The organism is Caulobacter vibrioides (assembly GCF_002858865.1).
GTDB lineage: Bacteria > Pseudomonadota > Alphaproteobacteria > Caulobacterales > Caulobacteraceae > Caulobacter > Caulobacter vibrioides.
Window position 1 is genome coordinate 63,828 of sequence record NZ_PJRR01000025.1, and the last position, 16,024, is coordinate 79,851.

At 69.5% G+C, this 16,024-nt stretch carries 11 protein-coding genes and 1 pseudogene; 2 read left to right on the forward strand and 10 right to left on the reverse strand.

All coding sequences use genetic code 11. The features are described 5' to 3' along the window. Positions 1 to 6 precede the first annotated feature (6 nt). Genes CVUC_RS18935 through CVUC_RS18970 form a run of 8 tightly spaced genes read right to left on the reverse strand, consistent with a single transcriptional unit; the run spans position 7 to position 10,706 of the window. Positions 7 to 1,731, reverse strand: a complete 1,725-nt coding sequence (locus CVUC_RS18935) for a hypothetical protein (RefSeq protein ID WP_096034026.1) — start codon at positions 1,729 to 1,731, stop codon at positions 7 to 9. Further along, entirely contained in the window at positions 1,728 to 3,902 is a 2,175-nt protein-coding gene (locus CVUC_RS18940) for a DUF4175 domain-containing protein (RefSeq protein WP_164468191.1), read from the reverse strand. The genes CVUC_RS18935 and CVUC_RS18940 overlap by 4 nt, the downstream gene beginning before the upstream one ends. Further along, the gene (locus tag CVUC_RS18945) at positions 3,899 to 5,053 is read right to left on the reverse strand and encodes a BatA domain-containing protein (protein WP_096034024.1); all 1,155 of its coding nucleotides are present in this window, start codon (positions 5,051 to 5,053) and stop codon (positions 3,899 to 3,901) included. Before CVUC_RS18945 ends, CVUC_RS18940 begins: the two co-directional genes overlap by 4 nt. Next, entirely contained in the window at positions 5,050 to 5,937 is an 888-nt protein-coding gene (locus CVUC_RS18950) for a DUF58 domain-containing protein (RefSeq protein ID WP_096034023.1), read from the reverse strand. The genes CVUC_RS18945 and CVUC_RS18950 overlap by 4 nt, the downstream gene beginning before the upstream one ends. 8 nt (positions 5,938 to 5,945) lie before the next feature. Next, the gene (locus CVUC_RS18955) at positions 5,946 to 6,947 is read right to left on the reverse strand and encodes an AAA family ATPase (protein ID WP_096034022.1); all 1,002 of its coding nucleotides are present in this window, start codon (positions 6,945 to 6,947) and stop codon (positions 5,946 to 5,948) included. 39 nt (positions 6,948 to 6,986) lie between these two features. Further along, positions 6,987 to 7,718 carry a DUF4159 domain-containing protein gene (locus CVUC_RS18960; RefSeq protein WP_096034021.1) on the reverse strand — a complete coding sequence of 244 codons (732 nt, stop codon included), beginning with the start codon at positions 7,716 to 7,718 and terminating at the stop codon, positions 6,987 to 6,989. Between the two features lie 9 nt (positions 7,719 to 7,727). After that, positions 7,728 to 9,053 carry a TldD/PmbA family protein gene (locus tag CVUC_RS18965; protein WP_010920664.1) on the reverse strand — a complete coding sequence of 442 codons (1,326 nt, stop codon included), beginning with the start codon at positions 9,051 to 9,053 and terminating at the stop codon, positions 7,728 to 7,730. Positions 9,054 to 9,074: 21 nt separating this feature from the next. Continuing rightward, entirely contained in the window at positions 9,075 to 10,706 is a 1,632-nt protein-coding gene (locus CVUC_RS18970; protein WP_096034020.1) for a TldD/PmbA family protein, read from the reverse strand. Positions 10,707 to 10,924: 218 nt separating this feature from the next. Here CVUC_RS18970 and CVUC_RS20620 point away from each other — a divergent pair. Next, positions 10,925 to 11,041, forward strand: a pseudogene (locus CVUC_RS20620) (hypothetical protein); the annotation flags it as partial. Positions 11,042 to 11,134: 93 nt separating this feature from the next. Here the strand turns inward: CVUC_RS20620 and CVUC_RS18975 are convergent. Both CVUC_RS18975 and CVUC_RS18980 read right to left on the reverse strand, forming a co-directional pair. Continuing rightward, entirely contained in the window at positions 11,135 to 11,677 is a 543-nt protein-coding gene (locus CVUC_RS18975) for a hypothetical protein (protein ID WP_096034019.1), read from the reverse strand. After that, positions 11,677 to 12,408, reverse strand: a complete 732-nt coding sequence (locus tag CVUC_RS18980; protein ID WP_096034018.1) for a 2OG-Fe(II) oxygenase family protein — start codon at positions 12,406 to 12,408, stop codon at positions 11,677 to 11,679. The genes CVUC_RS18975 and CVUC_RS18980 overlap by 1 nt, the downstream gene beginning before the upstream one ends. Positions 12,409 to 13,001: 593 nt before the next feature. Here CVUC_RS18980 and CVUC_RS18985 point away from each other — a divergent pair. Next, entirely contained in the window at positions 13,002 to 15,941 is a 2,940-nt protein-coding gene (locus CVUC_RS18985; RefSeq protein WP_096034017.1) for a TonB-dependent receptor domain-containing protein, read from the forward strand. Positions 15,942 to 16,024 lie beyond the last annotated feature (83 nt).

Below are 16,024 nucleotides of genomic sequence, written 5' to 3' on the forward strand. Positions count from 1 at the left end.
TCAGGATCACCGGCGCGGCGCGCGCCGTTCCAGCCACCACAGCATCCCCAGCACGGCCAGCAGGCTAAGCGCCCAGGGCCAGGGCGACCCCGGCGCATGACGCGCCGCGCGCGCCGGGCCCGTCGCCGCCGTCTCGACCAGCGCTTGCGTCGCCGCCCGCGCCTGCGCTTGCGCCAGCGAAGGGGCCGCGTCGGCGGGCTGGACGTACAGCGCGCTGCGGCGATCCCCGTCCACGACCGTGCGCCAGCCCGGGCTCGCCGGCCAGTAGGCCGCGCACGATCCCGGCGTGGCGCGCGGATCGACCAGCGGCCGCCGCGTCGCCCCATCGGGCTCGATCACGGCAAGGCGTTCTTTCGCCCCGCACAGGGCGACCCTCTGACCAGCCCGCGCCAACCCTTCGACCTGCACGCCCGCCGCCTCGCCGGGACGGGCTATGGCCGAGACCAGTTCGCTCCACAGTTCGCCATGGCGGTCGGCGCGACCGGTCAACACCAGGGCGTAGCTGTCGGCCACCGTCCACAGCGCCACCCGGCCCTGGCCCCGCGCGCGCCAGGCGGCCAGGGGCTGGCCGTCCTTGGTCACCACCAGCTGCACGCCGCCCGAGGTGGTCGGCAGGATGTCGTACCGGTTGACGTCCGAGTTGGGCCCGTTCAGCCGCACGGGGCGCAGGCTGTCCGTCTCGGCCGTCGGCAGGCCAAGGCTAGCCCAGTCGCGGCGCACGGCGTCTGACAGCGGGCCGCTGGGCCGCAAAACCAGGCCCATCCCGCCGCGCACGGCGCCGTCGATGGCCGCGCGCTCGGGACGGCTCAGCGCCTCCCAGCGGCGATCGTCGATGACCATCAGGTCCACCGCGTCGAGCGTCGCGCGGGTCAGGGCCACCGGCGCGTCGCCCAGCTGCACGCCGCCGCCCAGCGAGACCTCCAGGTTCAGGGCGATCCCCGCGTCCTGGGCCCAGCGGCGCAGATACTTGGTCTCGGCGCTCGGCGCGCCGGCCAAAACGAGCACGCGCGGACTGATCGGGGCGCGGGCCTCGACCGGGATCTCGACATGCTCGACCTGTCGCCCGGCCGCGTCGCGCAGGCGCAGGTCGAACAGCACCGGCCCCGCCGCGCGGGCCGCGCCCGACAGGCTAAAGCGCGCGCCGGCCTTGACCTCGGCCTTGTCGACCACGGCCCCGGCCGGATCCAGCAGTTCGACCACCCCCGCCTGCAGCGCGCCGATCTCGCCGCCGACGGTGAAGCGGGCGCCGGGGGCGACGGGGGCGGGCAGGGCCAGGGCGATGATCCCCTTGGGCGGCGCCGGCGGGGCGAAGGTCGCGGTGCGGTCCAGCGGGATGCGGTCGCGCGGCGACAGGCCATGGCCCTCGATCCGCAGACGGCCGGGCTCGGGATAGAGCCGCAGGGCGGTGGCCAGGTCCGGAACCCGGATCGCCCCCGCCGCGCGGGTCGCCTCGGGCAGGGCCACGACCACGTCGCCGGCGGCGGGCAGGCGCGCCGCTGCGCCGTCGGTCAGCACCACCAGCCGTCCCGGCGCGGTCAGGACCTGGGGCGGGAACAGGGTCAGCCACAACAGGGCGCCGGCGGCGATCTGCAAGCCGGCCAGGGCGACGAAGCGCCAGGTCGGACCCCGCTCGGCCGCGGCGGCGGCGCGGCGGCGCAGGGCAAGGCGCGTCAGGCTGACGACCAGCGCGCCGACGATCACGGCCAGGGCCAGCAGCGAAGGACCGGTCATCGCAGGGCGTCCAGATAGAGCCGGCCGCGCGGATCGACGGGCGCGCGACGCTGAACGCCGGGCGTCGGGCGTTCCAGCGCGGTCCACAGCAAGGCGCGCAGCTTGCGTCGGCAGTCCTGGCACTGGGGCTCGTTGCGGACCGTGTCGATGGCGGCGCTGATCGACAGGGCGTCGGGCAGGCGGGCGGCATTGGCGCCGACCCAGCGGGTCAGGGCGTCGAGGTTCGGCGGGGCGGCGGCCGGACCCGTCTGGCCGAGGGCGCGCCAGGCCTCGACGGCCGGGCTGTCGGCCGGGTCGCGGACCAGCGGCGCCAGACGCCCCGAGACGATGCCGTCGCGCTTGCCGCTCATCCGGCGCGACAGGTCGATCGGCGGCAGCTTGGGCGGGGTGCGGGCCAGATAGATCCGCGTCGCCTGCTGGGCGGTCTTCAGCAAGACGAGAGCCCGGTTGGCGTGCGGCAGGGCGGCCTTGACCTGGCCCTGACGCAGGGCGCGCTCGGAGTCCCACATGGCGTCCAGCGCCTGGGCCAGGGTGGCGCGGGTGCTGGGCGAGAACAGGGTGGCCGCATCGCCCGTGTCGTGGGCGTGGCCGAACTGGGCCAGCAGCTTGTCCATGTCGCCCAGCGGCGAACCCTCTTCCGCCTCGCCGTGGTCGTGGCCGTCGCCCGGACCATGGTCGTGATCGTGGTGGTCATCGTGCGTCTCGGCCTTGGCCGCCGGGGCGGCGGGACCGTCATTGGTCGGCAGATCAAGGGCGGGCGCGTCGCTGGTCGGCAGGGCGAGGCCCACCCCGCCGCCGCCGCCCTCGGCCTCCTCGCCCATGAACTGGCCATAGCGCAGGCGCAGCTGGGCCTGGTCCTCGCCAAGGCCGTTGGCGCTGTCCATGAACTTGTCGGCCGAGAGGCGGGCCTTGCGGGCCAGCAGGGCCTCGGCGTCGATGATGATCTGGCGCTGGCTGCGGAAATAGACCGGCAGGATCTTGCGGGCCATGCCCTCCAGGCCGTCGACCGGCGGCGGCGCGGTGGGCCAGCGCAGGATGACGCTGGGGCCCTCGACCGTCTGGGCGGCGGGCTGGCGATTGTCGCGGACGATCAGCTGGACGATCAGGTCGCCGCCGCGCGTCAGGCCTTCGCGGGCTAGGTCCAGCGACAGCGAAAAACGCTTGCGCCGCGCCTCGCCCTGGCCGGTCACCGGGACCGTCCGCTCGGTGGTGGTGATGTTCTCGCCTTCGCCCTTGGTGACGGTGATCTTCAGGGTGGCGGTGGCGGCCACGCCATAGTCGTCGCGCGCCTCGAACACTGGGGTCCAGCGGGCCTGGCCCGGTTCGACGAAGGAGAGGGCGGTGGTCGGGGTGACGACGCGGACCACCGGCGCTGTGTCAGGGATCATCTCCAGCCGGTGCAGCCGCTGGCGGGGCAGGCCGGGGGCCTCGATCCGGTAGAGGGCCGACCGCTCGAAGGCCCGCGCGCCGGTCCAGCGGCCGCCCTCGCGCCGTAGGGAGAGGGCGATCTCGCCGGGCAGGGTCAGGGTGGCGGCGTCGGGATGGGGCAGGAAGCCCAGGCTCCAGGCGACCTGCGATCCGGCGGGGGCGCGAACATCGAGGCTGCTCTGCTCGAACGCTCGCTGGCCGGTATAGGCCGGCGGGGTGATCCGCAGCCGCGCGCCGGTCAGGTGCGGGGCGGCCAGCGGCGCGGGTGCGTCGGCGGCATGGCGACTTCCGGGGCCGCCCGGCGCGGGCCACAGGGCGGCGGCGGCGATGACAATGGCGCTGACGGTGACCGAGGCGGCGATGGCCCGCCGCGACCAGGCCGGGCGCAGGTCGAGGGCGGCGGCCTCTTTCAGCCGCTCGCGCAGGCGGGCCTGCTGCAGGGCCGCCAGGCCCGTCAGGGTTTCGGGCGGCGCGAAGAGGAGGTCGCTGCTGTCCTCCAGCCCCGGCGCCTGGGCGTCGAGGGCGGCGGTCAGCCAGGTGCGGTCGAAGCGCTGCGTGCGTTTCCAGGCGGTCCAGGCGGTAGCGCCCAGACCCGCCGCGCCGACGGCGAGGGTTCCTAGTGGTCCCGCAACCCGCCAGGCCGCCACGCCGCCGGCCAGCACGGCGGGGGCGCCGATCGCCAGGGTGTCGAGCACCACGCGCAGCCGGGCGGCGCGGGGCAGGTGGGCGAGGGCGGCGATCATGCCAGCACCGGGCGTTTGCGGCGCGTGGCCAGCCAGCGCTCGGCGGCGAACAGCGCCGCGATCAGCACCGCCAGCCACGGACGCAGGTCGATCGGGTGCGGATTGAAGGCCAGCGCCGGGCCCGCCGCGCCGACCGTCGGTGTGTAGTCCTGCGCGGCGACGCGGGCCGGGGCGGGCGGCGGGTCCAGCAGGGTCCACAGGCGGTCGGGGAAGTCCGGCTCGACCAGGGCCGGAAGCGCCTTGGGTTCCAGCGGGCGGGTCAGATGCAGGACGCGGCCCTGGCCAAAGCGGCCCTCAAGCGCCAGTGGCTCAGCCAGCGCGTCGCGCCAGGCGACGGTCTTGCGCCCCTCAACGGGCGAGGGCGCGTCGTGGGCCAGCAGCACGACGCCGCCGCGCTCGATCCAGGCCAGGGCGCCATCCGACAGCGGCGCGCCCGACAGCCAGATCAGGGTCTTGGCCTTGGCGGGCGGGGGCTGGTCGACGGGCGCGGCCTCGAAGGCGGGGGCTTGGTCGGGCCCGGCATAGGCGCCCGCCGCGGCGCGGAAATACTGGACCGCCTCGGCCCGCTCGGCGGCGTAGCGGACCACCAGGCTGGGCGGCGTTCGCTGGGGCTTGGGGCCAGGCGTCGCGGCGGCCGGGACGATTTGCCAGACGACCTGACGCGACAGAACCAGCCGCGCGCCGTCGGCGTCGAAGGCCTGGGGCACGACCAGGGTCAGCGGGGTTGTGGCCGGGGTCTCGGCGTCGAGCTGGCGGATCAGGCTGGCGAGGTCGGCGGTCGTCGCCGGGGCGGCGCGGTCGGCGCTGGGGAAGTCCGGGGCCAGCCAGACGCGGCGTTGGCCGTCATCGGCAAGCTGGGCGGCGTCGATCCCCGGCGCGATGGCGACCACGGGACGCTCATCGCCGGACGGCCGCAGCACCGGGCGCGCCAGGGCGAGCGCGATCGCCACGATCAGCGCGACCCGCACCGCCAGCAGCAGGCGCTCGTCCAACTGCAGGCGCTGGACGGGCTTGGGGTTCGGATTCAGCCAGCGCAGGGCGGCGAAGTCGATGGTCTTGGTCTCGGTGCGACGGGCGATGTGGATCGCCAGCGGAACCGCGACGGCCAGCAGGGCGGCGAGCGCGGCGGGCAGCAGCAGGGCGGGGATCATCGGACCGCCGCCGCGCGGGCCAGGGCCTGGATCGGCGCGTCGGGATCCTGGTCGGCGAAGTGCTCGGCGAACCGCACGCCCCGGCCTTCCAGTCGCGCGCGCAGGGCGGCCCGCGCCTCGCCGAAGCGCTTGAGGAAATCGGCGCGCAGGGAGCGCCCATCGCCCGCCAGCTCGGCGCGGTTTTCGGGGTCGCGGAAGCGCAGCGAGCTGTCGAACGGAAAGTCGCGCTCGTCGCCGGTCAGCAACTGGACGAACGACACGTCGCGGCCCGAGGCGGCCAGGCGCTCGGCGGCGGCGACGCAGGCCTCGTCGAAGCCGTCAGTGATGAAGATGACGAGATCGCCGGGCGCGATGCGCTCGCCCAGGGTCTTGAGGTCCCGGTCCCAGTGCGGCGCGCCGCCGGGTTGCAGCGGGCTGATCTCCAGGCGGATGCGGTCGCGCTGGCGCTGGTCGCCCGACGGGGCCAGCACCAGCGGCCCTCGTTCTTGCGCGACGACGAGGCCGAAGCGGTCGCCTTGCAACAGGGCGATCTCGATCAGGGCGGCGGTCAGGCGGCGGGCGGCGTCGAAGCGGGTCCAGGTCGGGCGGGCCAGATCGGCCTGGGCCATCGAGGCGCTGGCGTCCAGCACGATCCAGATCGCCACCGGGCTCTCGCGCTCGGCGTCGCGGACGAAGAACTTGTCGGACCGCGAATAGAGCTTCCAGTCGATCCGCCGCAGGTCATCGCCGCGCTCATAGGCCCGGTACTGGGCGAACTCCATGGCCCCGCCGCGATTGCGGCTGGCGTGGGCGCCGTCGCCGACCAGCACCGCAGCCGCGCGCGGCGCCAGCGACAGGCGTCGCAGGCGGGTGCGCAGGTCCGGCGGCAGGTCGAAGGGCGACATGCGCTGGATCAGTCGCGGGCGGGGGCGGGCAGGGCGGCCAGCAGGGCGGCGACCACGTCGTCGGTCGTCTTGCGCTCGGCCTCGGCGGCGAAGGACAAGAGGATGCGGTGGCGCAGCACCGGCGCGGCCAGGGCGGTGACGTCCTCGCGGGTGGCGGCCAGGCGCCCGTGCAGCAGGGCGCGGGCCTTGGCGGCCAGCACCAGGGCCTGGCCGGCGCGGGGGCCGGCGCCCCAGCGGACATAGTCCTGGATGGCGCTCGGCGCGTCGGGGCCAGGGCGGGTGGCGCGGATCAGGCTGGTGATCCAGGTCAGCAGCCCGTCGCTGACATGGGCCTGGCGCACCCACTTCTGCAGCTCGACGATGTCGGCGCCGGTCATCACGGCCTTGGGCGGCTCAATCGCGCCGCCGGTGGTCAAGGCGAGGATCGCCCGCTCTTCCTCGGCGGTCGGATAGCCGACGCGGATGTTGAGCAGGAAGCGGTCCAGCTGGGCCTCGGGCAGGGGATAGGTGCCGGCCTGCTCCAGCGGGTTCTGGGTGGCCAGCACGAAGAACGGCTCGCTGAGCGCATGGGTGACGCCCGCATAGCTGACCTGGTGCTCCTGCATGGCTTCCAAGAGCGCGGCCTGGGTCTTGGGCGGGGTGCGGTTCAGCTCGTCGGCCAGGAACAGGTTGGTGAACACCGGCCCCTGCTGGAAGCGGAAGTGGCGATGACCCGTGCCGTGGTCCTCCTCCAGCACCTCGGTGCCCAGGATGTCGCTGGGCATCAGATCGGGGGTGAACTGCACGCGGCGGAAGTCCAGCGACAGGGCCTGACCCAGGGTGCGGACCAGCAAGGTCTTGCCCAGGCCCGGCACGCCCTCGATCAGGCAATGGCCGCCGGCCAGGAGGCCGATCAGCAGCTGCTCGACCACCTCGTCCTGGCCGACAATGGCCTGGCCGATGGCCGCGCGCAGCTCGGAAAGACGCTGAAGCTTGCCCGCGATCTCGGCTTCGGTGGGGGTCTTGGTCATAAGCGATCCGAACAGAGAAAAAGGCGATCAGGCGGCCAGTTATGCGGTGAGCGCGTAGAGCACGATGTTGACCGCGAACTTGGTGTTGTCATCGGCCAGGAAGCGCTTGTTGCGCCAGTCGTAATCCCACTCGCAGCCGTAATCCTTGTTGCTGTAGAGCACCCCGAGGCGCCCGCCGATCTCGATGCCCTTCAGATAGTCGTGGACGAGATCGTCGCCCCAGCCGTTCAGCTCGAAGCTGGTTGTCGGCGGGCCGTCGAACTTGAAGAAGTTGCGGTAGATCAGGTGGTCGTTGGGCAGCTTCTTCAGGGCGTCGGCCCCGAACAGCTTGGCCATCTGGCGCTCGAACGACTTGGCGAACAGACCGTCGATGTCGTGGTTGCAGTCGTCGACGAAGACGAAGCCGCCGTTGCGGACATAGGTCTTGAAGTTCTCGGCCTCGGCGGGGCTGAACTCGACCAGCTTGTGGCCCGCGAGGTAGCAGAACGGGGCGGTCAGCATGGCCGGGTCCGACAGGCGCACGACGCGCTCCTCGGGATCGACCCGCAGGGTGGTGTAGTCGACCAGCGAGGTCAGGATGTTGGCGGGCATGCGCTGGTCGACGTCCCAGTCGCCGCTGTCATAGCGCAGGCGCGTGAACCAGAAATCATAGGCGGGAGCCGCCTTGAGAGCCGCCTGGGAGGCCGATGGGAGGCCGGCAAGCCAACCTCCCATCGCACCACCGGCCAGCAGACGCAGACACTCCGAACGGGTTACGCGACGACTGGCCATGGGTGTGTGTCAGACGGCGTCCGACAGCGAGGTGAAGGTGAAGTCCCGCACCCGCATCGGCGGGATCATCATCGGCATGCCTTCGCCGACCCGCACGGGGCGGCCCAGCTCGTCGATGTTGTTGAGCATGATCACCGGCGACTCGTTGAAGCGGAAGTTCTTCAGCGGATACTTCAGCTGGCCGTTCTCGATGTAGAAGGTGCCGTCGCGGGTCAGGCCCGTCAGCAGCACGGTCTGCGGATCGACCATGCGGATATACCAGGTGCGGGTCACCAGGATGCCGCGCTCGGTCTCGCGCACCAGGTCGGCGGTCGACTTGGTGCCGCCCGACATGATGATGTTGCCCGGACGGCCGACCACCGGCTTGCCCTGCTTCTGCGCCCAGTAGGGGGTGTAGATCAGGTTGGCGATCTTGCCGTTCTCGACCATGGCCATCTTCTCGCGGGCGCGGCCCGTGGCGTCCCACGGCAGCACGGCGAGCTCGGGGTGCCAGGGGTCGGACATGAAGGTCACGCGCGGGTCATAGACCTGCTCGCCCAGCTTGTTGCCGCCGCCCTTCTTGGACAGGAAGCTGCGGCCCTCGTCCGCCTGGCGGGCGTCGAAGAAGTTGAACATGAACGAGATCAGGCCCGAGGCCGCGGCCGGCTCGAGGATCACCGTGTACTTGCCCGGCTCCAGGGCCTGGGCCTCGGCCGAGGCGCTGGCCTTGCGCATGGCGATCTCGATGTCGCTGGCCGGCTTGAAGCTGGTGGAGTCCTGCAGGCTGCGCGCGACCCAGCCCGAGCCGCGACCATCGGCCGTGCGCACGGTGCAGGTGTAGTCCATGTCGGTCGAGCGCTGATAGCCGAACGCGCCCTTGCTGTTGGCGAAGGCCACGAAGCTCTGCTCGTCGTTCAGGAACCCGGCCGCGATCAGGTTCTTGGCGCGGCAGGGCGCGATCGAGGCCATGGCGATCTCGGCGCGCTGTTCAGGCGTGATGGCCGCGGTGGCCGCGCTGAAGGTCGAGCTGGGCTTGTAGACCTGCTTCTCGACCGCGGGCACGAACTCGGGGTTTTCCGGCGCCAGGCGGGCCAGCTCCTCGGCGCGCTTGACCGCACGGGCCAGGGACGCGTCGGAGAAGTCGTTGGTCGACGCCGTGCCGACCCGGCGGCCAAAGGCCACCGAGACGCCCAGATTGGTGTCGCTGACCACGCCGCTGGTCGAGACGTTGTTCAGCGCAAAGCGGATATTGCCTTCGATCGAACCCGTCAGCTGGGCGGTGCATTCGTCCGCCGTCGAGAGCTTGAGGACCTTGTCGAGGATCGTCTTGGCCTCGGCTTCCGTCATGATACCCATGATGTGTCTCCCTCGATCCGCTTAACCGAGCGAGCGCGCGGTATTGATGACGTTGATGCCGTCGAACCTTGTGGTCGACGAACCGTGGCTGACGGCCGAAACCTGGCTGGGCTGGCCCTTGCCGTCGAAGAACGAGCCGAACAGGCGGTAGTCCCGTTCGTCGCAGATCGCCGAGCAGGCGTTCCAGAACTCGGGCGTGCGCATCTGATAGGCGACGTCCTCCAGCGGCTGGGTGATCTTGCCGTCCTTGATCTCGTAGAACAGCGTGCCGCCGAACTGGGCGTTGTAGCGCTGCTGGTCGATCGAGAACGAGCCGCGACCCAGGATGTAGATGCCGTTCTCGACGTTGCCGATCATGTCGGCCAGGCTGAGCGGCTTCTTGCCCGGCTCCAGCGAGACGTTGGGCATGCGCTGGAACTGCACGGTCGACCAGGAGTCGGCGTACGAGCAGCCGTCGCTCTCGGTCTTGCCCAGGATGTGGGCCTGGTCGCGCGTGGTCTGATAGTCGACCAGCTTGCCGCCCTGGATCAGCGGCCAGCTCTTGGTCTTGATGCCTTCGTCGTCAAAGCCGACGGCGCCCAGGCTGCCCGGCTGCACCTTGTCGGCGAAGACGTTGACGATCTCGTTGCCGTACTGGAAGCGGGACTCGCGCTTGTCCAGCGTGGCGAAGCTGGTGCCGGCGAAGTTGGCCTCGTAGCCCAGCACGCGGTCCAGTTCGAGCGGGTGGCCGATCGACTCGTGGATGGTCAGGCCCAGGTGGTTGGGGTCCAGCACCAGGTCGTAGCGGCCCGGCTTCACCGACTTGGCGGTCAGCTTCTCGCGCGCCTGGACGGCGGCGGCCTGGGCGTCCTCGACCATGTCGTAGGACTTGTTGTAGCTGATGATGCCGTTGGGCGAGAGGACCTTATCCTCGGCCTTGGGGTCCAGATACTCATAGCCCATGCCCATCGGGGCCGAGAGGCCCTCGCGCGAGCGGAACTTGCCGGACGCCTTGTCGATCGCGGTGACGGTGAACGGCGCCCAGACGCGGTGGACGTCCTGGTCGATGAACGAGCCGTCGCTGCTGGCGAAGTACTTCTGCTCGTTGATCAGGAACAGGCTGGAATTGACGAAGTTGGCGCCCGCCTTCAGGGCCGCGCCGTTGACCCGCATCAGAAGGTCGACCTTCTCCTGCAGCGACACTTCCATGCCGTTGCGGCGGATGGGCGTGGCCCATTTCACCTCGCCCACGCCCTTGGTCGGGGCCAGCTGGACGGGCGCGGTCTGGTTCTTGGAATTGGCCTTGGCGATGGCCACCGCCAGACGGGCGGTCTGGGCCACCGATTCCGGCGACATGTTGTTGGTGGCCGCAAAGCCCCAGGCGCCGTTGGCGATGACGCGCACGCCCACGCCGCTGGACTCGGTGTTGGTCACGCCCTGGACGTTGGCCTCGCGCGTCAGGATGAACTGGCGCAGATAGCGGCCGACGCGCACGTCGCAATAACTGGCGCCGGCGGCCTTGGCCGCGGTCAGGGCTGCGTCGGCCAGACGCTTCTTGACCGCCACGTCCATGGTCTCGATCAGCTGTTCGGCGGCGATGGCCTGGCCAAAGCCCGGCAGCAGCACGCCCCCGGCGCCGATGCCGCAGGCCGCGAGGAACTGTCGTCTATCCAAGGTCTCTCCTCCCAGTGGCCCGCGATTGGGGCACGGTCTCGCCCGTTCCGGATCGGCCGGAATCTCACGCGAGCGAAGTTCTGACGCAGACTGGCGTCTGAGGTCAAATATTTCTCAGATGTAATGTTTCAGCGCGCGACGTTTGCACGCGTGACGCATTTCGCTACCGATCCGGCTGCAAACGTGCCTTCCCCCGGGGAAAAGGCTTCGTCGCCAAGATTTCGGCGCGAGGCCGGCTGGAAATCCTCGTCCTTCGACAAGCTCAGAATGAGGATTTTGTACCAACCGACGTGGACAGCCGTCCTCACCCTGAGCTCGTCGAAGGGCGGGGGCGGCCTAAATCCAAGGCTTTGGGCGCCAGTCCTTAGGGCGCCGGCCCTGTTGAAATCCTCATCCCTACACGCGCTCAGGATGAGGACTTTGTACGCTCAGCGCGCCGGGCCGGCTTCGCTGCGGCGCACGCGGATGGCCGGCTGGGCGCCGATCTTCATCCGATAGCTGCCCATCGCCGCCTTGCGGATCTCGACGGTGCTCCCCGCCTTGGGCGGCTTGCCGACGATCTCCTGGTCGATCTGGCGCCAGACCGCGCCGTCTTCCAGCGTCACCACCAGGCGGCCTTCGGCGTCGGTGCGCGCGGCCTTGACGACCGCTTCCAGAGTCTCGGTCTCGGCCTTGTCGGCGCCGCGATCCAGGATCGACAAGGTCGGCAGCTCCAGGCCGAACGCCTGGCGGCGCGCGGCGCGGGCCGTCTGCTTGTCGATGATGATGACCTCGCCGGTCTCCTGGGCCTTGGTCACCGACTGAGCGGCCTTGTCGTAGCAGGCCAGGCGCTCGCCGTCGGGCTTGATCGCGCTGCAGGCCTTGAGGGCCTTGATGACATCGGGTTCGGGCGTGGTCTGGGCCAGGGCGGCGCCGGCGGTCAGGGCCAGAGCGGCGGCGAGGGCGGGGGCGAGCATGTCGGAGGTCCTCATCAGGCGGCGTTCTTATCGCCCAGCAGCCAGCCGGTCAGGGACAGGCGCTTGGCCTCGGCATAGCTGGCGACCTGGGCCACCGAATGGGCGGTCGGCACCTTGAACAGGGTCAGCACGTTGAAGCCCGGCGCGAAGCCGCGCGTCACATCGCCCTCGGCGTTGTGGAACAGCAGCTGGCCGCCCCAGTCAGGACGCCAGCGCCGGGTGAAGCCCAGGGTGAAGGCCGCTAGGCGGTGGTCCTGGCGATGGCTGTCGTCGTGCAGTGTCAGAAAGTCGCCGGGGCGATAGTACGAGGCCTGGACCCGCACGCCGGTGACGTCCGGCGCGCCGATCACCAGACCGCCGAAATCCAGGAACGCGCGGCTTTCCAGGAACTCGGTCGCCCGATGGACCGGGGTCTGCGGCGCGCGCAGATATTCGTCCTGCAGCGCATAGGACATGTGCACGAACGAGAAGCCCCGGGCGGCGCGCTTCAGGGCGCCCTGCAGGAACTGGCGCACCTGGGCCTCGCCGAACTTCTTGATGACCTCAGGCGTGATGACCAGGGTTTCGGACGCCTCGTCGGGGGCGACGATGTTCCAGGTCAGCGGCTCCAGCAGGGCGGCGACCGTCTCGGCGTCCTGGGGCGCCAGGAAGACGGGAATCTGCACATAGCCGTCCTGCGCGAACCGCTCGGCGAAGGCCTCGATCGGCAGGTCGGTGTTGATTCTCAGGGGCGGGTGCTGGGGCATTCGAGCTCGGATACGCGACAGGCGGGCGGCGCAACGTCGCCGCGCGGCTATTCAAGCGATGCTTCTTCTCGCGGCGCAACCGCCTGCGACTTTTTCCGGTCGCCGAGCCTAGATCTGGCGGCGGCTTCGAATTGCGAACATGTACACGGGCTGCGAACATGTATTCACGCGAAGGTTAGCGTTACCACCGATCGAGGAACCTCGTTCGCCTCGGCAATCGGCGTCGGAATTTCACGGTTCTTTAGAATTGGCAGAAATTTCCCTAGTCGAGGCGCGCGTGTGTCGCTCCCCGGCGTCGCGGTGTCTTGCACGTGACGTTTCGTCAACACGGCCGAATGTCACAAGACTGTAGCCATTTTCCCGCGCTGCTTGCTGAAAATTTGTTGGCCTTTTCATCCCGTTAGGGCGCTTGGTTGCGCGAATGTGTCGCATTTGAGACACTGGCGAAGATTTCTTGCGTCTCCCGCGCGAGGCGCGATTGACCCATGCCCCTGACACAGCCTTCCTGCGCCCAATGCCCTGTTCGTTAAGAACCGGGGGGGAGCGTTCGCGTCGTTTCAGGCGACGCCACGCCATGTTTTTGGAGGTGGAATTTGTTGGGTTTTGTTAGCCGTCGAAAGCGCCTGCTGGCGTCTTCCGTCCTGTGCGGCGTGATGCTGCCGGCCGCCGCGGCTTGGGCGCAACAGGCTGAAGAGCCGGCCCAGGTCGAAGAAATCGTCGTCACCGGTTCGCGCATCGCGCGCGCCGACCTGACCTCTTCGAGCCCGATCGCCCAAGTCGGCGACAAGGAACTGAAGCAGTCGGGCGTTGTGAACACCGAAAACCTGCTGAACACGCTGCCGCAGGCCGTTCCGGGCATCACCTCGACCGTCAACAACGGCAGCAACGGCACCGCCACGGTCAACCTGCGCGGTCTGGGCACCGCCCGCACCCTGGTTCTGGTCGATGGCAAGCGCCAGACCCCGACCACGTCGACCGGCACCGTCGACCTGAACCTGATCCCGCCGGCCCTGATCAAGCGCATCGACGTCGTGTCGGGCGGCGGCTCGGCCGTTTACGGTTCGGACGCCATCTCGGGCGTCGTCAACTTCATCCTGAAGAACGACTTCGAGGGCCTCGAGTTCTCGGCCGGTTACTCGGAAACTGACAAGGGCGAAGCGCCGATCTACTCGGCCGACCTGACGATGGGCGCCAACTTCGCCGATCGTAAGGGCAACGTCGTCCTGAGCCTCGGCTACAACAAGCGCGAAGCCCTGACCCAAGGTCAGCGCGGCGGCATGCTGTCCCGCGCCTGGGGCGACAACGCCGCTCGCACCGGCTTTGTCCCGTCGGGTTCGGGTTCGATCGAGCCGGGCCGCGTCGATCCGTTTGTCAGCGGTCGGGTCATCAACCTGACGGGTCTGGGCCGCGCCCCGACCTCTGCGGACTCCGCCCTGTTCCTGTCGAACGGCGACGTGCGCCGCTATGACGACACGGTCGACACCTACAACTTCGCGCCGGTCAACTACGTCCAGACCCCGCAAGAGCGTTTCTCGGTCACCTCGCTGGCCAGCTACGAGATCAAGCCGGGCCTGACCGCCTACGCCAAGGGTAACTTCGTCAACTCGCGCGTCGTCACCCAGCTGGCCCCGACCCCGGTCGGCAACCGTATCTTCCGCTTCACGCTGGACAACAACCCGTTCCTGACCGCGGCCGCTAAGACCGCCCTGAACGGCCTGGGCTCGACCACGGCCTACTCGATCCCGACGTCCAGCCCCTGGGCGACCGGCACCTACACCGACGTCGACACCGACGGCGACGGCCTGTTCGACACCGTCACCGGCGTGTTCAACAAGCGTCTCAGCGACGTGGGTCCGCGCGTCTCGTCGTTCAACTTCTCGGGCTTCCAGATGCAACTGGGCCTGAAGGGCGATCTGGACTTCATCAACGGCGGCTTCGACGTCTACTACCAGTACGGCAACACCAACGGCAGCAACTCGCTGCTGGGTGACACCAGCCTGGTCCGTATCCAGCAAGGCCTGCTGCTGAACGCCGCCGGCACCGGCTGCGCCGATCCGTCGGGCGGCTGCGTCCCGGTGAACATCTTCGGTCAAGGCACGATGTCGGCGGCTGCGGCCAACTTCATCAAGACCCGCATCAACTCGTCGCAAGACTACGAGCAGATGTACGGCGGCTTCACGATCAACGGTGACACCGAGAACCAGTTCTCGCTGCCCGCCGGCCCGATCGGCTTCGCCGTCGGCTTCGAGTACCGCGCCGAAGAGTTCGCCTTCAACCCCAGCCAAGACCTGGCCACGGGTAACCTGACGGGCTTCAACGCCAGCCCGGCGGTCGCCGGCCGCTTCGACGTGTACGAAGGTTACGCCGAAGTGCTGGTCCCGCTGCTGAAGGACCTGCCGCTGGTCAAGTCGCTGGACCTGGAACTGGCCGGCCGTACGTCGGACTACACCGGTCAGTCGAAGTCGGTTCAGACCTACAAGGTCGCCGGTTCGTGGAAGGTCTATGACGACCTGATGGTGCGCGCCTCGTACAACAAGGCGATCCGCGCTCCGTCGGTGGGTGAACTGTTCTCGCCGCAGAGCAACGGCTTCCCGACCGCCACCGACCCCTGCTCGGCGCGTGGCGCTCCGACGGCCGCTATCCGTCAGGCCTGCATCAACTCGGGCGTCTCGGCCAGCGTCGTTGGTCTGATCAACGCCAACCAGCAGACCCAGACCCTGTCGGGCGGTAACCCGAACCTGCGTCCGGAAGAAGGCAAGACCTTCACGGCCGGCTTCGCTTACACCCCGTCGTGGCTGCCGGGCTTCTCGATCACCGCCGACTACTTCGACATCAAGGTCTCGGACGCCATCGCCTCGTTCGGCGGCAGCGCCGCGAACGTGATGAACGTCTGCTACGGCACGCTGGTCAACGGCAACCCGGCTTCGCCGTACTGCCAGGCCATCAACCGTCTGGCCAACGGCTCGATCGACTACATCTCGCTGACGAACCAAAACGTCGCCGAGTGGACGACCTCGGGCCTGGACATCGGCGTCTCCTACCGCACGAACCTGGAAAACCTGGGTCTGCCGGATTGGGGTTCGGTGACGATCCGCTCGCTGTACACCAACACCTGGGACTTCACGATCAAGCCGGACGATATCTCGGCTCCGATCAAGTGCGCCGACAAGTTCGGTTCGCGTTGCTTCGGCAACGGCGTGAACCCGCTGCCGCGCCACAAGCTGCGTTCGACCCTGAACTGGACCATGAACCAGTTCGGCGTGAACATCGTCTGGAGCCACCTGGACGACATGCTGGACGACAACCCCGCCAGCCGGTTCACCGTCGAGCGTATCGGCGCCAAGAACTACTTCGATCTGTCGGCCGACTGGAACGTCAACGACAACCTCGCCTTCACGGGCGGCGTGCGTAACCTGACCCAGGAAGCCTATCCGATCCTCGGCGGCAACGCCTCGCCGTCGAACAGCGGTTACCCCGCCACGTTCGACGTGCTGGGCCGCGTGTTCTTCCTGAACGCCCGCCTGCGCTACTAATCGAGACTTCCCCGCCGCTTCGGCGGCGGGGAAACCCGGTTTTGAAGGCCCGCCTCAAGCGATTGAGGCGGGTTTTCTTTTGG

Coding starts and splice junctions, on each gene's coding strand:
- CVUC_RS18935 (WP_096034026.1), bottom strand. CDS start 1,731: ATGACCGGTCCTTCGCTGCTGGCCCTGGCCGTGATCGTCGGCGCGCTG.
- CVUC_RS18940 (WP_164468191.1), bottom strand. CDS start 3,902: ATGATCGCCGCCCTCGCCCACCTGCCCCGCGCCGCCCGGCTGCGCGTG.
- CVUC_RS18945 (WP_096034024.1), bottom strand. CDS start 5,053: ATGATCCCCGCCCTGCTGCTGCCCGCCGCGCTCGCCGCCCTGCTGGCC.
- CVUC_RS18950 (WP_096034023.1), bottom strand. CDS start 5,937: ATGTCGCCCTTCGACCTGCCGCCGGACCTGCGCACCCGCCTGCGACGC.
- CVUC_RS18955 (WP_096034022.1), bottom strand. CDS start 6,947: ATGACCAAGACCCCCACCGAAGCCGAGATCGCGGGCAAGCTTCAGCGT.
- CVUC_RS18960 (WP_096034021.1), bottom strand. CDS start 7,718: ATGGCCAGTCGTCGCGTAACCCGTTCGGAGTGTCTGCGTCTGCTGGCC.
- CVUC_RS18965 (WP_010920664.1), bottom strand. CDS start 9,053: ATGGGTATCATGACGGAAGCCGAGGCCAAGACGATCCTCGACAAGGTC.
- CVUC_RS18975 (WP_096034019.1), bottom strand. CDS start 11,677: ATGAGGACCTCCGACATGCTCGCCCCCGCCCTCGCCGCCGCTCTGGCC.
- CVUC_RS18980 (WP_096034018.1), bottom strand. CDS start 12,408: ATGCCCCAGCACCCGCCCCTGAGAATCAACACCGACCTGCCGATCGAG.